The organism is Francisella sp. 19S2-4 (assembly GCF_036281795.1).
In the GTDB taxonomy this organism is placed as follows: domain Bacteria; phylum Pseudomonadota; class Gammaproteobacteria; order Francisellales; family Francisellaceae; genus Francisella.
The window spans coordinates 1-24262 of the sequence record NZ_JAWUZH010000008.1 but is presented as its reverse complement, the minus strand read 5'-3'; the positions used below and the strand labels follow the sequence as shown (position 1 = coordinate 24262).

Here is a 24262-nt window from a genome sequence, read left to right as displayed (position 1 = left end):
ATGTAAAACTAGAAAATATTTGGAGGCATTACAATATAGGCAAACTATTTAGTTAAAAAATTAATATGATAATACTGGTTTTCTTAATTTAATATTTACCAGAGGTATTATAAATAGTAATAGTATTAGTACTATATAATTACTATTAAACCAAATATTTATCCATTCAGATGAGATTGTTCCAAATAGAAATGTCACATAACCTAGAGATAGAATTATATTAAATCTATGATATTTATTTTTTGCTATATATTTAGTAATAATTAGAAAAAATAAAAATGGACAATACCAATTATAATTAACAATAAGTAGTTCTCTTAGGATAGAACTATTACCAAAAATTAAGATTAACAAAATATTTAAAAATAATAGTATACTCGAGCAAAAAAATATTAAATTAAATTTTTCTTTAGTTACATATGCAGATACTAAGATTATTAATATAAACAATATTGGATATATTATTACCTGAAAAAAGAAAAAGTAATTAAGATCCTGCTTATTACTAAATGATAAATCATGTAGTATATATTGCTGTATAAATCCACTTATAACTCCACATATTAGTAAATAAATAAATAACTTTATTATAGAGTATTCTTTCAAAATATTTATCAAATATACAAAAATTCTTATAGAAAAATTCTTATAACTTACTCCTATTTCTTTTGGTTCTTTTATTGTAATAAAATAATATATTAATAGTAATATAAGAAATAAGATTGAAGAACTATATATAATTATCTCCCCTCTTAAAACTGGATCCTTAACTAATACCAACTCTGTTAATAACATTACTAATTTTGATAAAGGAAAAAAACTACAAAAAACCCCAATAATTAAGAGTTTGTTTTTGACTCTTAGGATAGCTTTATATAATAGTATTATTATATTTGTATATATTATAGCAACACAGATATTTGAAAATACTTCTTTTAAGAATGTGTCAGAATAAAAAAATTCACCATGAATAATATAAATAATAAAACCAATAATAAAACCAAATTTTATTATTTGATTAATTTTTTTATGTGAGGAGAAACATAATATTGGTGCTATAAATAACATAGCGGGTAATACCCCACCTATTAGATAAAAATATCTAAAATACCTATAAGAATTTTCAAAAATTACAGGGCGATGACTAGATATCTCTGGAACTATACTTATAATAATTTGGGATACTAGCGCCATTAATACTAATATAGTAGTTTTAAATTGGTAACTTGACATTCGCAATTACTCCATGAGGATCGTAATGATTAGCTAAACTTACAACCCCATTATGGTTTGTGATAATCTCGTGAACTATAGTTAATCCAAGACCATTACCCTGTTTCATATTGTTAACTTGATAAAAAGGTCTAAAGATATTCTTTATTTCACTCTCCTTTATACCTACACCATAATCTTTGATATCTACTTCTATAAAACATTCCTTTTTTGTGATATTCACAGTAACTTCATCACTGTATTTTTTTGCGTTTGAAATTAAATTTTCAAAAGCTCTATATAGTGCTAATCTTCTTCCTTTAATATAAATCTTATCCTCTGTATTGACATTCATAGTTATGTTTTTATATTTGCTGATTACTCCTATTATTAAGTCAGTGAAATTAAACTGTTCAACCATCTCATGACTAAACATGTCATCTTTTATTTCAAATAAAAGTTGCTGACATAATTTTTCAAGTAGTTCAAGATCTTCTAAATTATCATCATCATTAACTAATCCTAACTCATGTCTAAGCTTTAATCGAGCTACAGGAGATTTAAGATCATGAGCAATCATAGATAACATTTTTGTTCGTAATTTTAGTGCTTTGAATAATCTATGCTGAATAAAATTAATAGAATTACTAAACCGCCCTAGTAATCTAATACCATTTGTCTTGACCTCTTTCTCTATCAAAGACATACCAAGTTCATAAGCATTATTTTCTAATTTTCTAGTAGGAATAATTATTTTTAACAAAATCCAACAAAAAATACCGATAATAATTAGAATAATTCCAGTTACTAAGTTAGAAAATAATAATATATTTTGTCTTGGAAATGATGGTTTAATAATATAGTTCAGCCAAGCACCATTATTTTTAATAGAAATACAACTCCATAGGTAAATTTTAATATGTTTTTTTTGATTATATACATTAATAAAATCTTTTTGACCTATTTGAAAACTACATAACGGTTTTTTTGTAAATTTGGCAAACACATCATTAAACTTAAAATTTAAAAATATACTACCTTCTAAGTTTTCTCCTTGATAACTCGAAAGCATCTTAATAGCATTAATATTTTCAACATAAGCTTTAATAATATTTTTATGGGTATTATTTATTGATTGCGCTGACATGAAGTATGAAGCTATAGTAATCTGTATTATAAGTAGCATTAATACCAATAAAAATAATAATCTAAAAAATTTATTTTTTAATACTATTTTTATTGTTGATTTCATAAACTATTTTTAAATGTAACTTCCTGAGTCCACATGTATCCAGAACCATGTATTGTTTTTATAGCATTATTAATTCCAGCATCTTTTAGAATTTTTCTTAATCTTGAAATCTGAATATCTATTGACCTGTCAAAGTTTTCTAATGACCTATTTTGTGTTTGTTCCATTAGAAGCTCTCTTGAAAGAACAATATTAGAATTTTCTAAAAAATATTTAAGAACTCTATAAACCCCTGTCGTTATTGGTATCATTTCACCATTATGTTTTAATGTTTGTGTATTTACATCAAGTATACAATCACAAAATACATAATTAGCAGTTTTTTTATTTACAGATATTTGATCTTGTTTATGAGACCTTCTAATTACATTTTTAATTCTTGAATATAACACCATAGGATTGAAAGGCTTAATCACATAATCATCGGCACCTACCTCTAATGCAACTATAGTATTAATATCTTCTTGAGATGAAGTTACCATTAATATAGGCACATCAGAGAACTCTCGAATCTTCTTACATGTTTCAATGCCACATATTCCTTGCATGTGAATATCTAATGTGACAACATCAAAATTATTATGATTTGTACTTAAAATCTCTAGAGCCTCTTCTCCTGAATGAGCGACTTTTATATTGTAATTATATTTACTAAAAAATATCTCTAACATAGAGCAAATTTTTTTATCATCATCAACTATTAGAATATTCATAATAAGCTCCTTAGTACTTGATATTTATTATTATACATCAAATCTTGATTTATATCATTTTATCCATAATCATAAGAAATAATATAAAATAACAATATTTCGACAATTATTTAATCTTTCTATATAGAAGCGATATAGTTTTATTTTAAATACAATTTTAATCATTATTCATATTTAAATTTTAAAACACATAAATTATTTAATAGAATAGAAAAATTAGCTATGAACACGTTAGATATACTTGAGATTGAGGGTTATGCATTATATTAAATTTTAAGCATAATATTCTCTCATTTACTACCGCTTGCCACTGATTTCCTAATGGTATAATTTCAAAAACAGCCTCGGCATCTGGGAAACTATCTAATAATATCTCTGACTCAATAGGTTTTAATTCAATACCTGGTAAAGATTTTAATAATATACTTTCTGCCTTAGAAGGAGCAAAGCCTTTGACTAAAATTTTTCTATCAAGAGATGCTGCTAAAACTCCACTATTATAAACAAGATACTTTGATTCAGATGTAAAGAAATCATCATTTAATATGCCTGTTTGATATACCCCTTGCTTATAAGACAATTCATATATACTAGAGCTTTTTAATTCAGTTTCTTCGCAGTTATTTAGTAATTCTAATAACTTGTTACAGTCTTGTAAAGGTTGCTTAGAAGGCTCATAAAGACTTGTTTTGTTATATATAACTATTGAAACACATTGATATAGCTGATATATATAGTTTCGTAACTCAGATATCGAAATGCTACAATTATCTATATTTTGTAAATTCAGCCAAAATTCAATCTCAGATAACTTAAGGTTAACTGACTGGTATTTATCATATAAAGTTTTATTTATACATATTGTATGAAGCTTATCTTTAATGTCAGATAATTTTTCAATTGCTAATTTCAAAAATGGTTTAGCAAAAATATATGGTAAATATATACACTTTGGTATATAAGTTGTATCAATACTCCATTTTTGCTCATCTTCACTATAGATTAATTCAAATAGTTTTACTGAATAATCTGTATTAGTTACTAAAGTATCACTTAAGTAAAACTCAAAATATTCAACTTCAATATCTTGTTGATTAATACTTTTATGCTGTATGTTAGGATCATTTTTTAAAGTTAAATATAAGCTTAATTTACCATTTTCTGTGATTTTATCGGGATCTAATTCGTATGCGTGGCATATTGCATTGAAATCTAATAATGCAAAAATTTGACCTGGCATAAAGATGGCTAACTTTTTGATTTTTAAAATATTATATAATAGTGCTTTATCATCTATAATGACATCAAGCACACCATCGCTATAGCTGTGAGCCAGGCTATTTACATGCCCACTTAATTGATGCATATATTTTTGTTGTGAAATAAAATGCTCAGGTAATAAAACCTGACCCATACTCCAGTGTACTTGACTCATTATAAAATCCTTAAGCGCCTGCTGCTGCTGAGTTATTTGCCATTATATTTGAAACAAATTTAGCATTACTATCAATGCTTGATGCTGTTATCGAAACAGTAAAATTATCACTAGCACGTATATTATTTAAAGTTATCAATCCAATAGCATTTGAACTGCTATTTCCTCCACCTATTTCCACAATTGATGGTGCGCTTGTTGATGTAAATGTAATTGGTTGTTGAAATGTTAAAATATCCCCCCAATTACCAGCTGTAGTTCCACTAGCAGGTTGGAAATAGAACTGTCCTGTAACTAAAGAATCTGTAGCAATTGTTGCTTCAATTGTTACCATTTCACGATTTCCAGCGGCTTGACTATATGCATTTGCAATAGCATCAAGGCTTGCTTTTGTAACAGCAAAAGTTATAGAGTTAGATGCAGTTGTCCCTAAAGTAGCACTAGCAACAGAAAGATTCTCTAAAGTTGCTACAATACTTGTATTTGCCTCTGTAGCTCCTCCAGGATACATAGCAGCAAAATTAACTAGTGTAACAGGTTGACCTGCTATTTTGATAGCAAAGCTGCTTCCTAGAAGGAATTTTGGCTCCATTGCAAAATCTGGGTGTGTTGATTGAGCGTTTTGCAATGAGTTCGCATTTACACTAAATATGTTATTTACATTTGAAACATAATTACTTACTTGTCTCATAGTTTTTCTCCTTTTATGATTATTTTATTCCTTAAGCTAGTCTTGTATCTAACTTAAGGGTTACATCCATACCTTCAAATTTAATATGAGGTAGAACTTCTATATTGCAGTTATACCAGCCAGCCATTCCTTGAGATTTACTGACATTGACATTAGCTGCTTTAAATGGATAATAAGATGCTGTTAAAACATTTGGGTTTGATACAGTAGTTACATACTTACTAATCCAAGTATTTAATTTTTTACTTATAATAGTCTCATCTGCTTCTGAACCAATATCATCACGAGCCATGCATTTAACATAGTGTGCAATCTTACAAATCGAAAATGTATATGGTAATTTTGTAATAAGCTGACTATTCTCACTATCATTAGGATCTTCAAACTCTTCACTACTTTTAAGCGATTGAGCACTAAAGAAACAAGCATTTGAAGTTTTCTTTTCATAAACTAAACTGATAAACCCTGCTTTAGCTAGACTATATTCCTTATGATCTGGTATCAAGAAGTTAACAGGAAGTACAAAAGCATTGCTATCGCGTTCATTAAAGTTATAAATTGGTAATCCTTCGACCATTCCACCACTTGTTGGTCCACAAATGGACTGGCACCATCCTGTTATTTCATATGATCTAGCTAAGTTTTTAGCAAACAATACAGAGGCATTGCCCCATAAACAACTTTGATCTGGTGCAGTTAGACTAACTTCTTCTTTAAAATTATTTAAAGGTCCTTTACCTGCAGGATTATTGACAGGGTCATAAGGAGCTCTTAGCATAAAGTTAGGCATTGTGAGACCTATATATCCTGCTGCTCTAGTCTTTCTAAAAGCATTCCAGCGGCCAAATCTAGGATGTGCCATAAGGCCATCTATATCTTTAATCTCACTCAAATCATGATATGTTTGGCAACCAAATAACTTTGGAGAAGCAGCAGCAATAAATGGCGCATGAGAAGCTTCTGCAATTCTACCCATGACTGTAAGCCACTCAATATCCTCTTGAGTTTTATCAAAGTCATATAATCCAATCAATGCTCCATATGGTTCACCACCAAACTGATCATACTCAGCCACATATACTTTCTTAAAGAAATCACTACCTGAGACATCTACACTATTATTTTCAAAATCTTCTGCTAACTCATCCTTATCAACATCTATAATCGATAGCTGAGTCTTTTTAAAGTCCATATTATTTGCGACTTCTTGAACAGATCTCCAACTAGTTTCTAAATGCTTGAAGTCCTGATGTGCTAAGACCTCAGATACTTGCTTATTAATCATATTATCAATCATTTCAGAAACTCTATGTATTAAGTTTTTATCAATGACAGATTCATCTTTTTTATTACTTAGTAATATAGATAGAGCTGTCATCAATCTAGACTCATAACTTGCTTGCAATTTACTATCACTTAACTGATCTTGTGATATTAATTGAAAATTTTCACTCTCTTGGAAACCAGCGGCTGAAAGAATATCTGCACATTTATATGCTTTATCCATAACTTCTGACATTTTTTAAACCCCTTTTTCTTGATCATTTAATTTATATGATTCAAGAAGAGGTAATTCTTCTTGAATCTTTTCTAAAGCTTGTGAACTATTAATACAATTATTTAGTAGATTTCTAAGTTTTCTATTATTATCAATAGTTGAGCTAAATTCTTGTATTAAAGCCTTAGCCTGAAGTAATGATGCTAGCTCAGGAATACGCTGAGCAATAGTATTAGGATCAAACACTTTCATAGAGTCAACATCCAAATCTACATTAATATCTTCAGCTCCCTCTCTAATATGATTTGGCACACTAATATTCAATTTGATACCCATAGGCTTCATAACTTCAGATAAATTAGGACTCGCTAACTCATAAACTTTACGATTACTTAAATCTTTTTGTCTCTCTTGTGAATTGCCTAATGATAAATCTCCTACTAATAATTGTCTAAATGGCAATTCCTTTTTCTTTTTGACACCATCAACCTCCATCTCATATGTAATTGTGATACGAGATTTTGGAATTGTTTGATTAATCTTCATCTAAACTCCCCTTACCTATTTTTGTTAAATGTTTAAGTTTTAAAAACTCACTTGAAGTTTCTAGACAATAAGATAACCCTCAGATGTATACAAAATATTTAGTATTTGTAAAACTTTGTAACTTTTATTTAATTAGTTGTAAAATGTTGATAATTATTGAATTTATTAGAATTTGTTTAGCTTTTTTAAAAGCAAAATTAACTTTAAAAAGTATTCTGCTCAGATTCATAATTTGTATATATCTGGTAGCATTCCTTAATCGCTTTAAAGTATGTGGATGTATTTTGATTTTTATTCTTAAGCTCCCTAGCATATTTAGATGAATTATAGAGATGAACACTACTACTTCTTTTATTGTAATACAGAGAACTTCTTGAATTTTCAATTGAACTCCTTTCATCAAATAAATATAACTCATTTTCTAATATAGCTTTTATACATTCAATTGTATTTGACATCTGAACATAATTTTTTGTATTTATTGCTCTTTCATTATGATGATGATTAGAGAAAATATTTATAAATCTATTGTTTATATAAGCATCTAATTTTCTTATTATTTGATTCTTAGTACTTTCGAAAGTATTTGTCATTTTATAAAACCCTACGTATTTAATGTATTTTTGATTGTAGTAACAAAATGTATCTAAAATGTTTAATAATCGTAAAATAATGTATTTTATAGATGTAGATGGTTCTAAAGTAGTAATTTTTCTCATAGTAAAAATTATGAATAATTTAAATAAATATCCATTGATGAGAATTTACAGCGAAATCTGAATCTAAGCTTAATGAATATGAAATAAAATATAAAGGTCCTAACTTATCTTCTATAATTTTTTTACAATCTTTAAAGTTTTTTTGACTTGGTTTAAAATGTCCACTTTCATTATTAATTTCAACTTCATAAGAATTTTCACCTGTTATTATCTCCCCTGCCATTAAGACTTTAAGATTTTTCTCTATTCCATAATTTGTAAAATAATTAGGGTCAAATTTACCAACATGAGCAAGAGTAGGATGTTTTCTAGAGCCTTTAGAATAACTTTCATCATCTTTAGTAATTCTTATTTCAAGATCAGAAGTAGCGTTAATATAGTAAATCACATAGATATAAGTTGTATGTGACTCAAGTATAATACTCTCATCTAATATAAAGCTATCCGTACCATTTTGTTTTATCGCTGATGCTACATTAGCTTCAATACTACGGTCGTAAAGATTATTATTCTCTAATGAGGAAGTATTTATTGCAGTCTCAATCAGAGTATCCTGATCTTGCCCATTAATTATTTTTTTACAATTAGAAATTATTTTATAGTAGCTTGATGTTTGATAGTTTGCACTACTAATTTTTTGTGAAAATTTAGAGCTACTATACTCATTAGTTCGCTTTTCTAAATCATACCCTGATAAATATTTTCCAGTTTCTAATAGGCTTATTTCATTATTTATTATCCATTTTATAGTTGTCGTATTTTCAGCTGCTTCAATATACTTTCTTGTATTTATAGCTCTTTCATTATGATGATGATTTGAAAAAATATTTAAAAATCTATTATTTATATAATGATCTAAATTTCGTATTATCTGCTTTTTTTTTTGATTAAAATCCATTTAGAATCTCCTTTTTAATAAAACTACAACCTTACTAATTCAATAATACTTAGCCTACACATGAGATTTTACCTCTAGAATAAATAACTTTTGACACTCTTCTATTATTTTATAATACCGTGATGGTTTAGTAGTAGCTATATTTTGAGACTCTTTTAAGCTATCGGTAACTTTGCAATATTCTAAATCAAGAGTTTTTTTCTCATTTTCAATGATAAATTTAATTGTTGCTGAACAACTTGCATTTTCTATACAAACTTTTGTATTAACTGCTCTTATATTATCTCCTTGATTAATAAAAACATTTAAAAAATTATTATCTATATAGCTATCTAACTTTTGTATTACTTGTGCTTTTAGTTTACTTAACTCCATTTAATCCCCTTTTTAGAATGACTTGCTGGAATAATAAACTGTAGATATATATAAAATATTTAATAATTGTAAAAATTTGTAACAAGTATATTAATGAACTTTTTTGAAAACTAATATTTTCTTATTATTGGTTACTGTAGAATATTCAAATGTCTTATCATAAACAAATCCTGATTTGATAAACATATCTATAATCTTTTCATTATTGTTGATATTAGCGTATCCTCCATAGTTAGTTTCATATATAGAATCTTTTATATGAACTGCATTAGCTGGATATTTATGATCCGCTAAAACATCGATATATACTCGACTTTTACTATCTACTAAACTCTTAAGTTTAGAAAGTAAAACATATATCTCAATATCTGAAAATTCATATATAAAACACCATAACATCAAGATAGAGTCAAATTTATCGGTAATATCAATATCTAATATAGATCCCTTAACTAATTTAACACTATCTTGAGAAAACTGCTTAACTAACTCATCATAATACCTAGTGTTTAACTCAACTCCAGTTATAGATAAGTTTTTATCTAAATCAAGCAGGTATCTAATAGATCTACCGTAGCCACTACCAATATCTAAGATTTTTGCTGACTTAAATATCTCTGTCTCTATACACTTAATATCAGGAGAAATATCTAAGTCAATATCAGAAGCTAATCTTTTTAACTGATCTATTGTCAAGTTATTGTATAATGCATATTGATTTGGCGAATTAATTTTTAACATATTATCATTTTAATCCCCTTTACTATATCTACTTAATAAAAAAACTTTGAATTTTTTGCTTAGCATATTACCATCTCAATCCTCCTTATTTTTTTGTTAATAAAATGTTTCTTAGTTATAAAGATAACTAACAAATGTATCTAAGATATTTAAGGATTGTAATAATTTGAAACAGAGATTTTTTAGCTAAAAAATAAACTTACGCTAGTCTTTTGAAACTGATATAAAGAATTGATATTAAAGATGCTATATAATAATGTAAATTCTGTATTATGAAATATAAGATAATATGAAAATTGAGAGAATTTCTTGGTCTAGTGGCCTAGAGCTATTAGAGAAGATAAAATTTGATTCTAACCTCTTAAAAGCTCTAAAAAATATTGATAAAAATTACCAATTTGATTTCTATTTAGGCAATTATAAATATGGAGAGCTTATCTTAGATAAAGGTAGCCTTATACTTGATAAAGTCATTTATTCGGACTATTTAAAAGACTTAAATTATAATCAAAGTTCAAATCCAGCAGGAATAATTATAAAAGGAGCTCTTGAGCTATTCTATGAACATAAAGATAGGATAATACCCTATACTATAGCTAAAAAAGGCGATTTATTTGGTTCTTGGTTATTATTAGATAATATTGATAATAGCTTTCAACCAATATTTAACTGGAGCCTCTCTGCTGGCGCAAGAAGTGTATATATGCTACCCAAAATAAGCAGAAATAGAAACCATGATAGATTGTGTAAACAGTTGAATATTAGTATAAATAAACCTACGGATCTAAAAGAACATTGGCATATCTTTAAAGAAATAGCTTATGCTAAAAATAGTAGTTGGGAGTATCAAGTATTATATTTTCCTAAAGAAATAATATACTTTATCAATTCTACTGCGTGGAAATATTTCAAAAGCCAGTTGATCTCTATAATGTGGAATAACTCTAGTTATATGAGAAATCTAGTTTTCTGGAATAGCATTTATAGTATTATTACATCCTTAATTAAGGATATAACATTTCAAGATATTAGCACAATCAAACATTTAATAGGTATTAGTATAGGTGAAAATCTTGGGTTTTGTCCTGCTACAGATAATATTCTTATTCCTCTTAATGATATAACAGAGGCATATTCAAATAACTATAATCTAAAAGAGTTAGGCTATGAAGTTGATATTTTAGTACCAACAAAAGAAAATTTGATTAATACAAATTCAAATAATCAAATATATTATTCTCTACAATACCAAACAAATATTGAATACTTAGATCATAATACTGGATATCAAAGCCATACTAAATATATGGAGCATTTATCAAAAATGATAGATAAAGTAACAGCTATATTACCTAAAATTTCAAATTCAGAATATTCTCCTATAGAAAGAGTATTAAAAACAATAGAATTTTCTTTTTCTAATTTGAATTCAAACGATCTCATACTTAAAGATAAAAGATTTAATATGACAAAAGATAACTTTCCTATAGGAAACAACTTTCTAAGAAATTCAATTATTATACATAAAGCAAACTCTAACTGAGTATATATTGTAATTTAGATACTAAAAGTTTGTGATCTAAAAAATTAAGGGTTATACAATTAATATAATAAATATTATTGTAAATAATATAATCTTTGATTAGTTTTGCTTCCTAAAACAGAACTTCCTAGAGTAGATTTTCCTAGAACAGTTTTTTTATTTTCAAGCCACTCTTCATACCTAGTTATATCTAACTCAGAATGTATATAATCAATGTATTCGCACAACAACCTATATTTAGAAACATATTCGTTATAGTGCAAACCTGATTCCTCTACAGTATTCATAAATATCTCCATCTTTTGATGTAAATTTAATTATATTAATTATATGGTAAGTAACATAATATAGCATTATATTTTAGAGATCAATAACTATTTATTTTAAAATTATTAACAGTTTCAAATAAATATTTCTTTAAATTCATCAAACCTGCTAAACTAAAAAGTTTACTTGATTGTGTTTTTATAATTTATAAATGATTTCAAATATAAAAAATACAAATAATTTTAATGTTTCCATTTCTTTAGGCATTCATAATATTTAGTTACTCACTAATTACAAACATTTACAACTAAGAAATATTATAAAAATATTAATAAATTAATATTAGATCATTATAAAAATTAAAGGATTAATAATGCCTGATAATATCTTTCAAATAAAAGGCCCTATGAACTTACTTGAGTTACAAAAAGCTTTAGGCTATGAAATAAATAAAGGTGGTATGTGTTATGGTATAGCTTATATGGCTATTCAGGCTATTATAAGAAATGATTTTGATACTTATATTGATCGTATTAATTTATTAGATGAATATATGAGTAAACATAATAGTGAAGATGCCGCTATACAAAATTTAGTTTCTGATATAAAAGATGCTGAAGCAAAAAGAAAAAATAAACACAATTTGAATTCTAGAGATATAAAATTATTAAGTATAGTAGCATGGTTAGATGGTATTCAGATTTATCATGGATTAGACATAGTTTCATTAAGTACTCCTTGTTCATATATAGAGAAATTTAAACACAAACTAAATATAAATAATCCACCACCAATTTTTAGATATCAAAGCTATAATACTGGAACCAATTTATTTTCTGGAGATATCTATGAACCTGATAAAACATATCTAAAATCGAATAAATTATGTTTTTTAAATGAAAGTTCAATATATTCTCTTTTTGAAGAAATTAATAGCTCAAATGAGCCTATAGCTTTTTCAATAGGGACAGATAAACATATTATAGCTATTGGCAAAGGTATGAATACTAATATATATCTAATAAATCATAATAAACACAGAATTTTACAAAATAAAGAAGCTTTTTACAAATATATTAAATTTGCTTTTAATGAATCTATTCATGAAATAGATAAAAGTATTATAAGTATATCCAAATTTTCTAACGAAAAATGTAATAGCATTGATACAATTTACGATAAAAACTTACCTATCGAAAAAGTATTATTTTTAGCAATGTTGTATGGTAATACAAATGCTACAAAATACTATATAAAAAAGATACTAGATAGTAGGAAAATGAATAAAGTAGAACTTCTCGAAGCCAAAGGTAGAAATAAATATTCTCCTGGGTTTATATTTGCTTTGATGAATAGTCACTTAGATACTATCGAAGCCTATATTATAGCTATAGCTAATAGTGATATTATTAATTCTTATAAAATATCTCTACTAGCAGCTATAGATATTAATAACGAGCCAGGGCTATGGCATGCTTTATATTACAATAATATCGATGCTATTGGTATTTATCTCAAAACTATTAACAAAAATCACGCTTCAAATATAACAAAAGCTATTATGAATAGTTCTATAGATCAAAAAAAATTAAAAGACACACTTTTAAAATGGGCTCTTGAATATAAGCCCGAAATGCTTAAGCAAAGATCTGAATACCCTCTTCTTATAGAAATATTATCATATAATCGCTCTAATATTTTTAAAGTGTCTAAGACCACATCTATGAAAAAATTTTTTGATAACAGGATATATAAAATGTGGAATTAAAAAATAATTATGTAAATTTATTCTTTAAAATTACATAAATATAATTACTATTTATCCATTAAATTAAAATCTATACTTTATAACTAATTGAAAAATTTTCATTTACATCGCACTAAATTTTTTAATAATAGTTTATACAAATAATTAACCTAAATTAATTTGTGTACCATTTATATTAGTTTCTGTACTTTTTATATTAACTATTGAACTATTAATATCTATACTAGTACTATTTAAGGTTATACTTGAACCACCATTATTTAACGTTATATTATTAGCTGAGCCATCGATGGTTATTTTTAACTCATTTAAACTTATAACTATAGTTTGATTACTTGAGTCTAAAATAATAGATGCTGGATCTGAATTAAGAGTTAGAGTTTCTTGAGTAGTATTACAATTTACAGATACGATTTTACCATCATTACTTGCATTTAAAATAATACCATCCGTATTTTGAGTAATTGTATGTTGAATAGCCATTTTAATTCTCCATTATTCTGTATTTACCGTAAATTGTCCTGGCTCTACAATTTCTATAATACCGCCATAGATACAATTAAGTTTACATTGATTTGTTAGTGCTGGGATATTTCTTATTTTAACTTTTGAAGAACCTGGAGTCCACGATGCCGGGGTAACAGGTATACATGGAGCTGGGGTAAAAACCCCTAGTGCAGCGGCTGTTGCTGCTATCACCTCAGGGTTCGCCGGGCATGAGCACATCCCAAATGTTGGAATATTCTCAATAGGGATATTATCCTCAATAACTGCAGCTGGCAACTTACTAGCGTTAACCATATTATCTGGAATAACTACTAAACTAGTTGGTACTGCCCCAAAGCTACATTTCAGCTGAGCTCCTAAGCAAACTTGTGTTGACATAATATGCCTCCTTTTTATTTATAAGTAATTGATTATTAAATAACTAAATATTAAGGAAATAACAGGAGTTAGTTTAATAAAACTTAGTAATCTAGAAGATGCAGTCCTTAATTGGCTTTTAAATTTAAATGATTTTGATATCGAAATTTTACTTGGTGTATAATCTAAGATTAAAATCTTTAACTGTCTTAAATAAAGACTCCTCTCAAAGAAACTATCTGAATCATACATTCCTTTATAACCATGATTAAGCAAATAATAATACACCCAATAAATATTGGTATAAGCTTGTGATTTTTGCGATATTAAATACTCCAAATACTGATAATATACTTTACCAGCATCTAAAGTCTTGAATAAGCGAGTTTGTAACATCTCATAATCATATCCAGAGGATATCGCTATTATATTTAATCTTTCATCACAATATGCTGCTAAGGCAAATGTAATTAAGTGTGATTGACTATACTTACCTTCTTCACGATTTTTATCTACTAGTATAAGCTGTAGATCAAGAATATCCTTATATAATTGATCTACAAACTGGTAAAAATCTTTTTCATCCTTATTTGTATAAGTATCAATATCATTAATAATCTTATAAAACATAGTTCTCCACATTTATAAAACCTCCATCACATTATTTTTTGAAATATTTACCGTCTTGTCTTTCTGATTATTAGGGTTAATATAAAATTTCCAATTTCCTGAATTAGATTCTTTCTGAAATAAAAAGTAAATAGAAATACCATCTTTATCTGATTTTTCTATAGGTATAGTTTGTTTACCTTTTTCTGGATATATTAGAAAACTAGCATCATTACTACCTTTTTTAAGGTAGTTATCATATACAGTATTAACACTACTATCTAAATAATCATACATCGATTCTTGTTTGACTATTACATAAAAAGGCTGCTTACTATTACTTAATTTATTTGGATTAACTGTTAAGTTAAATGTTGAGCTAGCACAACCTGATAGCATTATGAATAATAGCAATACAAAAACTAATTTCATTATTTTAAAATAATTTTTTACTTTCACGCTAAAACTTTTCATTTTCTAAAACCTTATATGCAAAACTTCCTGATAAACTTCTCTTGTACAACACCTCTCCTAAGGTAAGTGTTTCTAAACCATTATCAATTACTAGCAAGATATCCTTAAAAAAAACATTAAGATCCTTTGTTAAGCTAAATAATTTTTTTGATACTACTTCACAAATTTCTATAAGCTTTTCTCTAGACTCTTGAGTTAACATTCGAAAAAGAATCTTGCCACTTATAATAGCTAATCTCTCTTGATAAACCTTTAATAAAGGCTGATTTAGCTTTGTAATGCCTAAAATACTTCCTTTAGTTTGATTAATATATTCTAAATCAACTATAACTCTATACTTACCTAATGATTGACGAATAAATTGTTCAATTACTGATATTAAATTATTATTATAATCATCTATGGAGAAAAATATTTCTCCATTTCTATAGATATGATTTTGATAAGTTAGTAGTTCTGGATAAAGAACATAATTATATAACATTAACCATTTTTCTAATATTTGGCTTTTAATATTTTCAACTGATGCAATATCTAGGCAAGATTTTAATATAGCTAAATTTTTAGTATCTTTTATTAATAGCCAAATATTAATCCAAATATTAACTATAGTCTTATCTACAGTAACTTTTTTGATAATATAGACAGCATTATCTTGGTTCCAATTAGCATACCAATGTTTCTTATAGCCTGGATAATTTTCATTTATATACCTTATACAATTCTTATAATTTCGTGGAAAAGCTATCATTGAAAACACCCTTTTATTTTAAAAATATGTTTAGTATTTTTTTGTAAAAATATTTCTAATTGCCTAAGATAAAATCTAACCCATTCATGATAGTTTTCTGGAACGCTTTTAAAATACAAGGATATTTGCATGTGTTGATCAATAAAAATATCATTTAACCATGGCTGAATTTTAACTAATGCTGAAATATCAGTAAATTTTAATAAACCTTGCCAATCTTCTAGCTTCCAATTATGAATATAAGGAGTTCTAAGAATTTTTAATAATGGCTCTATTAAATAACTATCATAAACATCCGTTGAATTAGTAATTAAACTTTTAACATCAAGTCTATATGTTGATATATTTTGGTTTAACCACTTGACACTAGTTTTATGATAATTATCCATTAATGCTTGATCTATCTGATAACTAATATATATATCTGCAAAAATAGTTTTGTTAAAAACTTGTGAAATCTGATTAAATTCTAAACCAACCTTACCATCTTTATAAATTACTTTATAATCTATAGGGGCGATTGGCTGCTTATCTGCATATACAGTCAAAACCTCATGAATAAAAAAATCAGAATCAAATTTTTCTTTGGTTTCTAACCAATATATTTCATAGTCTCCATCCATAATAAAGCTAGCACTAATAGTCTGATATTGATTAACAACAGGAATTATATTTGTGTGAAATAAGTCTTTTAATTTTTCTTGATATAGATCCTCTATACAAAAATCATCAATTAAGATTTTTATATTGTTAATTTTTTGTGAAAAGTGCTGAAATAAGTTTACATTAACTCTAAATTGTAATCTTGGATCCGATAAGTTTTGACGAAATCTATGGTTAGAATGTTGCATATAATCATAACCATAACTAACATCCACTTTTCTACTATATATAGAACCATCATCTAAATTAATCGTTAAATGAACACTTTTTGTTTTAGTTAATTTTTCAAATATATGGATAAGCTGTTCGATAGGAATGTGATCTGAATATAGCCAAAAACTAAAATTATTGTCTTGTAAACGAAAAGGTTTAGCTTTGGCTGCAAAAGTAAGTTCTATTCCATTATTTTGACTTTCAATATTTGTAACATCAAAAGGTAATATCCTTGTTGAAATTGGTGAGTATAAAATTTGTTGTTGCTTTGATAGATTTATCCTAACTTGTTGTTCTAAATCAATATAGTTACTATCATCTTCAAAATAACAATCTGATATTTTAATATAACATCCTTTAAAAGTAGGAGTTAACATATGAGGAAAATGAGCTTTTACCTTAGATGAATAAAGACATTTTGTATAGTTTCGAAAATCATTTTCCACCTGAGATTGTAATTGATTAAGAGCACTCATCATCTCTTTTATTGTAATATTTTTATTTAAAGATAGTTCGTCCATAAAAATTACCTACTACAAAATTTATTTATTTAACCAAATACTAGGATATTCAACATGAAATGAAACTTTTGTTTCATTTTTATTAAAACTCCAAGTAAAATTATTGTTATTTTGATCGGCAGATTTTAACAACTTCCAAAAAGACCAATAACCTTGCTTTGCGTGTTGAGATACTAAATTTTTGCTTTTATTATCTGTACTTAATATTGCAATTGATGAGATATTATCTAACCACCATTGAATTTTAAAAGTTTGCTTGATTCCACCAACTCCAATATCCGAAATAGTATTTTTATCGGATGATAAAATACCATCATAATAAGATATTTTTTTATCTTTAAAGAAATACCAAGAGCTTTCTGTATGATTATAATTAGGTAAAATATCCGAAGTACTAAGACAAACGTCTATAGTTTGTGGATTCCCATTAGTATCCCAAAGAAGATTTCTTAACTCCTGCATCTTTTTAAGTTGCTGAATTTGATCATTAGTAAGCCACTTATCAGCATGATAAGCTTTAATCAAAGCTGCTATTTTTGAGTAGGATTTCCAAAATGAGCCTTCTTTATCAGCTATATTAGTTAAATCTTTTGGACTTATTTCATTATTAGAGTTTGCGTCAAAAGGAAAAGAACTAAAAACTTTATTATATATTGGAGATAAGTTCTTATTCCAATAGTTTTGTATATACTCTTGTAAGAGTTTAGTTGTCACTTGATCACTAACTATAGCAGATTGTGAAATAACCATATTAAGTTTTGGTGTTAGTTCAACAGTTTTTAGAAAATCATCCATTTGTGTTTCAAAAGGATGTTTATCCTTTTGATAAAGAGCTATCAAAATCTCTGGATTTGATTTTATCACTTCTAAAAGTTTAATATTCTTTTCTATAAGCTTGTTATAATTATCAATACTTTTATAGAAGTTATTAATCCCTTTAAATCCATCATCCGATAAAAATGAGCTTTTTGTATCTAAAGTATTTTTTTGAATAATTAATAGCTGCGATACCAGTTCTGATGATCCTTTAATTTGCTTCAACTCTGATATTAAGAGATTAATATCATTAGAATTAATTTTAAGAAGATTATCTAAACTATTATAATAGTATTTTTTATAAGCTAGTTTATATTCAGTTAGTGACTCTTTAAACTCATCATATAAAGGATCAATATTTATTCCTATTGTAGTATATTTTTTGGCTGTAGCCGAAAAATTACTATCTAAAGCCTGTATATTGTTTTTATAGTATTTATAGCTATAGTATTTTTTAGATGATATATCTAAGTTTAATTTAAACTTATCGCTCACACTTTGTAGCATAAAACTAGCTAATTTTTTATCCCATGAGGTTTTAGCTACTTGCTGGATGCTTGTTTCAAGATTAGATAGTTCTTGAACCCTATCATTGATATTTTTTGTATTTACTATTTTTAAAATAGTATCTCTTAACTCTAAATATGTAATAAAATGATCTAGAACTATTTTTTGCTGTGCCGATAGTTTAAGATTTGTTTTATTACTACTTATTTGAACATCTAATTTATGATCTTTAGATACTTGAGCTAATAATGCTAGTTCTAAAGCTTGATTTGTAGCCTGCTTATTTAATGAAACTGCTAGCGGATCTTTTTCATTAAATATATTACTTGTAAAACTATCTGCATACTTAATAGTATTATCATAGTTTATCTGATTCAATGATAATTTATAAACTTTACTACTATTAGTTTTTTCATGTTTAACTTGTAACCATACAGCTAAAACATTTTGAGGAATCCGAGAAACTTTTGACCATAGCCATAAATTATTAGAAACTAGCTCTCTTTCAGTAGTATTACCCATTTCATTTTGAATAATATCTAATGCTAACTTCTGTATTGGAGCATCATTTTTTACTGATTTTTTAAGTATAACTTCACTATATATATACTTTCTCCAAAATGAATCAAGTTCTTTTTTTACAGCATTATGATAGGCTAAATCAACTATATAATTATTATAAAAAGCTTTATTCAAACTAGATTCATAATTTTTTATGTTAATCTCGTTTAAAGGCTCTTGATATCTAGAATTTGATGATATGTTACTAATTACATTTTTAATATTATTCTGATCTTGATACCACCCAAAAATATATCCTCCTATCACAAGTAGTATCAAGATAAAGCTAGCTATTTTTTTAACTTTTTTTATAAATTTTTCATTAATTAAGCTTTTATAAACATAAGCCTTATTAAGAGGAGTATTCCTTTTTAAAAGATTGACTCCAAAACCTTTGTAACTTGCTACCTTATAAGATACTTCAGCTTGCAATAAATTGATAAAATATTCTAATGCAATACATTTATATAAAAAACAATATAAATCCCTAATCTGTTCAGTAGTAAATGGTTGTTCACTTAAACCAAGTTGCTTATCTAAATGCTTTGTAGTAACTGAATTTAACCACGATATAGATGGCCTTTGATTTAACCAAAAATTATTAATATCTGCAATTCGTGTATATTCACACCAAGATTTATAAATATGACTATCTTCTTGCTCATTTATATTTATTATATAACTAAAGTTACTTGATAAATATTTAGCAATAGAATTAAAACAATAACTAACAGGCTCTACTAAATCATCTAATTTATTTTTTTGTGAATGTAGATCTACGTTTACTATAATTGAATTTATGCGTCCCCGAAAAACTTTGCTAAGCAAACCTTGAATATTTGTTTCACTTACTTTTGCTTGATATAGTGTTTGAGGATTAATACAAAGACTTAATTGTTTCATATTAAATTTAAAACAAATACCAAATTCACTATCAATTTTTATAGAATCATCTATTAATATATTTTTCTTGGCAAAGAATACTCTAATTTTTTGCCAAAAACTTAATGACTTATAAAACTCTATATACTCTTGATTTAGAATATTAATTTTAAATATTTTTGCAAAAAATCTATTTATCTTACCTAGACTTTTCTTATAAAAAAGAGACCTTTGAATAAGTTTTTTATACATTTTAATCATTAAAATAAATACTATAATAACTACAGCTACTATAATAAATATTGAAATATTGCTCTGTTTTAAAAATGCTAATTTCATTTTATTCCTCACTATAAATCAAAGACATCTGACTTTTATCAGATATAAATTGAGTTTTGTTATTTGATGTTTGTGAAAATATCTCTAAAGAACCCTCTGTCAATGTTTGATTTTCAGCTTGATGTACAATTCCAGCTAAATCATTAGCACCGAATGTCATTTTATTAATTTGAGAATTTTTATCAAAAGATTGATCTAACATACTATGCCACATAACTTTATCTATCTTGCCATTTTCTTGACTTAAACTAATAGCAACAGGTGTACCTCTACGTAAAGGCATAACAGCATGATCATGTAACACAAAATATGGTAGAGTTATATCAAAACATGTAGCTGATCCATTTAAAACTGAAGGTATACGAACTATATAGGAAATCTCTTGAGAACTATGATCATGCATTAAAAAAGCAGTTTGATCTGCTGTGAAATTCTTATTAATATCTACTTGAGAATCAGGTTCATTTGCCGCCACAACAGAATATATTGTATCTTCACCAGAGATAGCACTATCAATCCAGCCATAGATATTTAAATCTTTAGTAATCTTATTAAAATCTGGAAAAGATGGTGCTAAATCATTAGTGGAGCATACTTGTATTGATATATTAAGACCATGATTTAATTGATAGTCTAAGCTAGAAACATTTTCAGTTGTTGCAGATTTTGTATATTCTGATGTCTGGCCAGCATATATTGCTATTCTATTATAATTTTTAAATGATATCTTTGAACTACATATTACTAGATTTCCAGTATATTGTGGCAAAATTTGTTGATATTCTTGTGGTAAGCAAAATATATTTTTTGGTAATATAGTAAAATCTGCAGGAAAGTAGCATAATTCCAAATTTGTATATTTCAATTTTTTTTCTATATTATTAATTTCATTTGTATAAAAACTTTGAGCATACCCAAACTGTGATGATGGTACAGGATATTCAAATATAAAATCTTTTGATGCTAATATATTTTGGCTAGATGCATATAAATTAACAACAGGAGGACTATTCTGATCTGCCCAATGTTGATTAATTAAATTGACGTTACTAAAACTATAGTTTCCTATCTGATTTACAATTTTTCTAATTATACCTACAGGTAGTTCAATATTTGTAGTGTCTGTGGTTCCAGGTTCAGCTAAATTAATAATACTATAGCTTGGATCTATACTTGAATAATCATAAGCTAACTGTAGTTGATAATGTCTCAATGTGGAAAAAAAGAAATCATAAAAACTATGACTAGGGTAATCACAATTTACACATATAAAGTTATACTTATTATTAAAAATATCAATATCATTTTGAGTATAACTAACTAAACCATTGAAATTTGTAAATATATCGTGAAATACATCAGCATAAGTAGACTGAGGATATATCTTAACTGGATAGTGTTGTTTGGCTATAAATGCAAAAATATCAGTGAATAATATTTTACATGATAAGTAATGTACTCCATACGTAAAGCTAGATATATTACTTACTTGATCTATTAACTCTATTGCATTATCTTTTGTAAGATCAATATAACCTCTAATACTCCAACAATTTTGTGTATTTGGATTAGGCTGACTATTATCTGGCTCAAGATCTTCTTGATATTTTAATTCAATTGCAAATTTATTCTGATAATTAGCTAAATTACTCCACAAACTTTCTTCATCAGGATTATATGGAACATTAAAAATAAGTTCTCCACTAAAACCATATTGTTTAAGATCAAGATTTAAATCACGAATTTGGCTTGTATGTAAGTATTTTACGTTTTCAGTATTTAATGATAGGTCATCATTTAGAAGAATTAAGCTAACTTGCAATCTCCCATTAATAGTGTAATCATTCATTTGCTTACTTGCAAACCATGTATCATATAACTGTGCAAACTTAAGATCTTCTATACTCTTAGGAGCACTATAATTAAATATTGATTTTAACTCTTCTATAGTACTCGTATTTAAGTCATTAAATTTAATCTTACCAGTCAATATGCCATCAAATTTACTAGCCATAATTCACCAACCTAATTTACTTTGTCATTCATTTTAGTCATATCAACTATAAGTAATCTTCTTGCTCTCTTACATTTACACCAGTATTAATCTCTTGTATTAATATATCTTTAACTCTTACTAATGAATCATCCGTACAAAAGCCATCAGGGTCACTATTGAACATTTGAGATAGCATTGACCATAATGGATGACTAGAGAGGCTTAATTGGTGCATTAAATGATCATAAACATTGGCAGTATCTTTTAAATATGGATAAAAAGTTTCAGGAAAATATTTAATAGGATCAAACTCTTTTAAAGCTGAACTAATTATTTGGTATACAACAGCTGCTTTAAGCCAAGATTGATCACTTACAAGTTTTTGATAAATCTTAATATTTTTTAATAACTTATCCCATTCGCAACTTGGATTTAAGCTAAATATTTCTGGATTATCTTTTTTAATTTCTACTACATCAACACTTATATCATCACAAGCTTGTTCATCGTTACATTTTTCTATCTCTTCTAGAACCTGAAATGTCATACAGGTATCTTTAAGCTGATAAATTTGGCTTATATTTATGGATGAAAAACTCTCTTTAATAAATGTTATATATTCTTCGAAAGCATCATTTAAGGAAGATTTATTACCCTCAAAATAAGCATTAGGATTTTGTCTTGTAAACTTAGCACATGTAAGCATATTTGTATGAAGCCATTCGACTATAGAGCTATATGCCTTGATACGAATCTTATTCTCATCAACTTTGCCTAAAAAAAATTGATGTATCTTAATTAAATCAATAACAATTTCTGCATTAATATCAAAATTTGTAGATTCATACCAATATCCAAACTTAGCATAAATAGCATAACGTGGATCCAGACATCCTTTATTAATTTGTTCTAAAGATTGATCCTTGGCACTTAAATACTCCTCTCGTTCCAAAGCTTGATATATTGGCTCAAAATCATCTACTTGTGCTCTATAATAAGAATCCTGAGTTTCTATATTTTTTATAATCTCAAACATTTTTTCTTACCCTTTTTTATATTAACTTTAAAATATATTTGAGATATTAATGTATGGAATTATCTTAAATATTTACAATATGTAACATTTTGTAACTTGTATATAAGTTGATTTGATTTATGATAAATATAGTTAGTACCTAACTAAAACAATATTTATAATTTAGTTTTTTAATACTTTAAAAAAAACTCCTTTAGAATATCGTTATGTTCAGAGCTAATAATTATAACCTTTAGTTCTTTAATAACCTTTTGATACGTTGTTACCATTTAGTTAGATAATATTTGGGGCTGTCCTAGATAACTAAGTTATGTTAGGATGGTTTTGATGAGAAAAAGTAGATTAAGTTCATACAAACAAGATAAATTAATA

23 protein-coding genes are annotated in these 24262 nt (G+C 26.6%); 2 read left to right on the top strand and 21 right to left on the bottom strand.

Annotated features, from left to right (window positions below):
- Nucleotides 1–60: 60 nt before the first annotated feature.
- The 11 genes from R8535_RS03065 to R8535_RS03015 all read right to left on the bottom strand — a co-directional run bounded on the left by R8535_RS03065 (nt 61) and on the right by R8535_RS03015 (nt 10080).
- The gene (locus R8535_RS03065; protein WP_329496468.1) at nt 61–1233 is read right to left on the bottom strand and encodes a hypothetical protein; all 1173 of its coding nucleotides are present in this window, start codon (nt 1231–1233) and stop codon (nt 61–63) included.
- Complete coding sequence (locus R8535_RS03060; RefSeq protein ID WP_329496466.1) at nt 1214–2359, bottom strand: sensor histidine kinase; 1146 nt, start codon at nt 2357–2359, stop codon at nt 1214–1216. The genes R8535_RS03065 and R8535_RS03060 overlap by 20 nt, the downstream gene beginning before the upstream one ends.
- A gap of 101 nt (nt 2360–2460) precedes the next feature.
- Complete coding sequence (locus R8535_RS03055) at nt 2461–3177, bottom strand: response regulator transcription factor (RefSeq protein ID WP_329496463.1); 717 nt, start codon at nt 3175–3177, stop codon at nt 2461–2463.
- A gap of 220 nt (nt 3178–3397) precedes the next feature.
- On the bottom strand, nt 3398–4612 hold the full coding sequence (gene tssK / locus R8535_RS03050; RefSeq protein WP_329496461.1) for a type VI secretion system baseplate subunit TssK: 1215 nt from the start codon (nt 4610–4612) through the stop codon (nt 3398–3400).
- Between the two features lie 10 nt (nt 4613–4622).
- Complete coding sequence (locus tag R8535_RS03045) at nt 4623–5303, bottom strand: hypothetical protein (protein WP_329496460.1); 681 nt, start codon at nt 5301–5303, stop codon at nt 4623–4625.
- 31 nt (nt 5304–5334) lie between these two features.
- On the bottom strand, nt 5335–6822 hold the full coding sequence (gene tssC, locus R8535_RS03040) for a type VI secretion system contractile sheath large subunit (RefSeq protein WP_329496458.1): 1488 nt from the start codon (nt 6820–6822) through the stop codon (nt 5335–5337).
- Nucleotides 6823–6825: 3 nt separating this feature from the next.
- On the bottom strand, nt 6826–7347 hold the full coding sequence (gene tssB, locus R8535_RS03035; RefSeq protein WP_329496456.1) for a type VI secretion system contractile sheath small subunit: 522 nt from the start codon (nt 7345–7347) through the stop codon (nt 6826–6828).
- Between the two features lie 203 nt (nt 7348–7550).
- Entirely contained in the window at nt 7551–7940 is a 390-nt protein-coding gene (locus R8535_RS03030) for a hypothetical protein (protein WP_329496455.1), read from the bottom strand.
- Between the two features lie 145 nt (nt 7941–8085).
- Nucleotides 8086–8964: a hypothetical protein gene (locus R8535_RS03025; RefSeq protein WP_329496454.1), complete on the bottom strand. Its 879-nt coding sequence runs from the start codon at nt 8962–8964 to the stop codon at nt 8086–8088.
- A 54-nt stretch (nt 8965–9018) separates the two neighbouring features.
- Entirely contained in the window at nt 9019–9339 is a 321-nt protein-coding gene (locus R8535_RS03020; protein WP_329496452.1) for a hypothetical protein, read from the bottom strand.
- A gap of 90 nt (nt 9340–9429) precedes the next feature.
- A complete protein-coding gene (locus R8535_RS03015) occupies nt 9430–10080 on the bottom strand; it encodes a class I SAM-dependent methyltransferase (protein ID WP_329496451.1) in 651 nt (216 codons plus the stop codon).
- A gap of 289 nt (nt 10081–10369) precedes the next feature.
- Here R8535_RS03015 and R8535_RS03010 point away from each other — a divergent pair, with 289 nt between their 5' ends.
- On the top strand, nt 10370–11623 hold the full coding sequence (locus tag R8535_RS03010; protein ID WP_329496450.1) for a hypothetical protein: 1254 nt from the start codon (nt 10370–10372) through the stop codon (nt 11621–11623).
- Nucleotides 11624–11697: 74 nt separating this feature from the next.
- Here the strand turns inward: R8535_RS03010 and R8535_RS03005 are convergent, their stop codons facing one another.
- A complete protein-coding gene (locus R8535_RS03005; protein WP_329496448.1) occupies nt 11698–11910 on the bottom strand; it encodes a hypothetical protein in 213 nt (70 codons plus the stop codon).
- A 353-nt stretch (nt 11911–12263) separates the two neighbouring features.
- Between R8535_RS03005 and R8535_RS03000 the strand changes: the two genes are divergently transcribed.
- Nucleotides 12264–13658, top strand: a complete 1395-nt coding sequence (locus R8535_RS03000) for a hypothetical protein (protein WP_329496446.1) — start codon at nt 12264–12266, stop codon at nt 13656–13658.
- 144 nt (nt 13659–13802) lie between these two features.
- Here R8535_RS03000 and R8535_RS02995 read toward each other — a convergent pair whose 3' ends face one another.
- The 9 genes from R8535_RS02995 to R8535_RS02955 are packed head-to-tail and all read right to left on the bottom strand — an operon-like array spanning nt 13803 to nt 23890.
- Nucleotides 13803–14141, bottom strand: coding sequence for a hypothetical protein (locus R8535_RS02995; protein ID WP_329496444.1), 339 nt, complete (start codon nt 14139–14141; stop codon nt 13803–13805).
- A gap of 12 nt (nt 14142–14153) precedes the next feature.
- A complete protein-coding gene (locus R8535_RS02990) occupies nt 14154–14543 on the bottom strand; it encodes a DUF4280 domain-containing protein (protein ID WP_329496442.1) in 390 nt (129 codons plus the stop codon).
- 18 nt (nt 14544–14561) lie between these two features.
- The gene (locus tag R8535_RS02985; protein WP_329499475.1) at nt 14562–15152 is read right to left on the bottom strand and encodes a DotU family type IV/VI secretion system protein; all 591 of its coding nucleotides are present in this window, start codon (nt 15150–15152) and stop codon (nt 14562–14564) included.
- Nucleotides 15153–15164: 12 nt separating this feature from the next.
- Nucleotides 15165–15605 carry a type VI secretion system lipoprotein IglE gene (iglE, locus tag R8535_RS02980; protein WP_329496438.1) on the bottom strand — a complete coding sequence of 147 codons (441 nt, stop codon included), beginning with the start codon at nt 15603–15605 and terminating at the stop codon, nt 15165–15167.
- The gene (locus tag R8535_RS02975) at nt 15592–16356 is read right to left on the bottom strand and encodes a hypothetical protein (protein ID WP_329496436.1); all 765 of its coding nucleotides are present in this window, start codon (nt 16354–16356) and stop codon (nt 15592–15594) included. Before R8535_RS02975 ends, iglE begins: the two co-directional genes overlap by 14 nt.
- Entirely contained in the window at nt 16353–17753 is a 1401-nt protein-coding gene (gene iglH, locus R8535_RS02970) for a type VI secretion system baseplate subunit TssF/IglH (RefSeq protein ID WP_329496435.1), read from the bottom strand. Before iglH ends, R8535_RS02975 begins: the two co-directional genes overlap by 4 nt.
- Nucleotides 17754–17774: 21 nt before the next feature.
- Nucleotides 17775–20858, bottom strand: coding sequence for a hypothetical protein (locus R8535_RS02965; protein ID WP_329496433.1), 3084 nt, complete (start codon nt 20856–20858; stop codon nt 17775–17777).
- A 1-nt stretch (nt 20859) separates the two neighbouring features.
- Complete coding sequence (locus R8535_RS02960) at nt 20860–22872, bottom strand: hypothetical protein (protein ID WP_329496432.1); 2013 nt, start codon at nt 22870–22872, stop codon at nt 20860–20862.
- A gap of 46 nt (nt 22873–22918) precedes the next feature.
- On the bottom strand, nt 22919–23890 hold the full coding sequence (locus R8535_RS02955; RefSeq protein WP_329496430.1) for a type VI secretion system protein IglI family protein: 972 nt from the start codon (nt 23888–23890) through the stop codon (nt 22919–22921).
- Between the last annotated feature and the right edge of the window lie 372 nt (nt 23891–24262).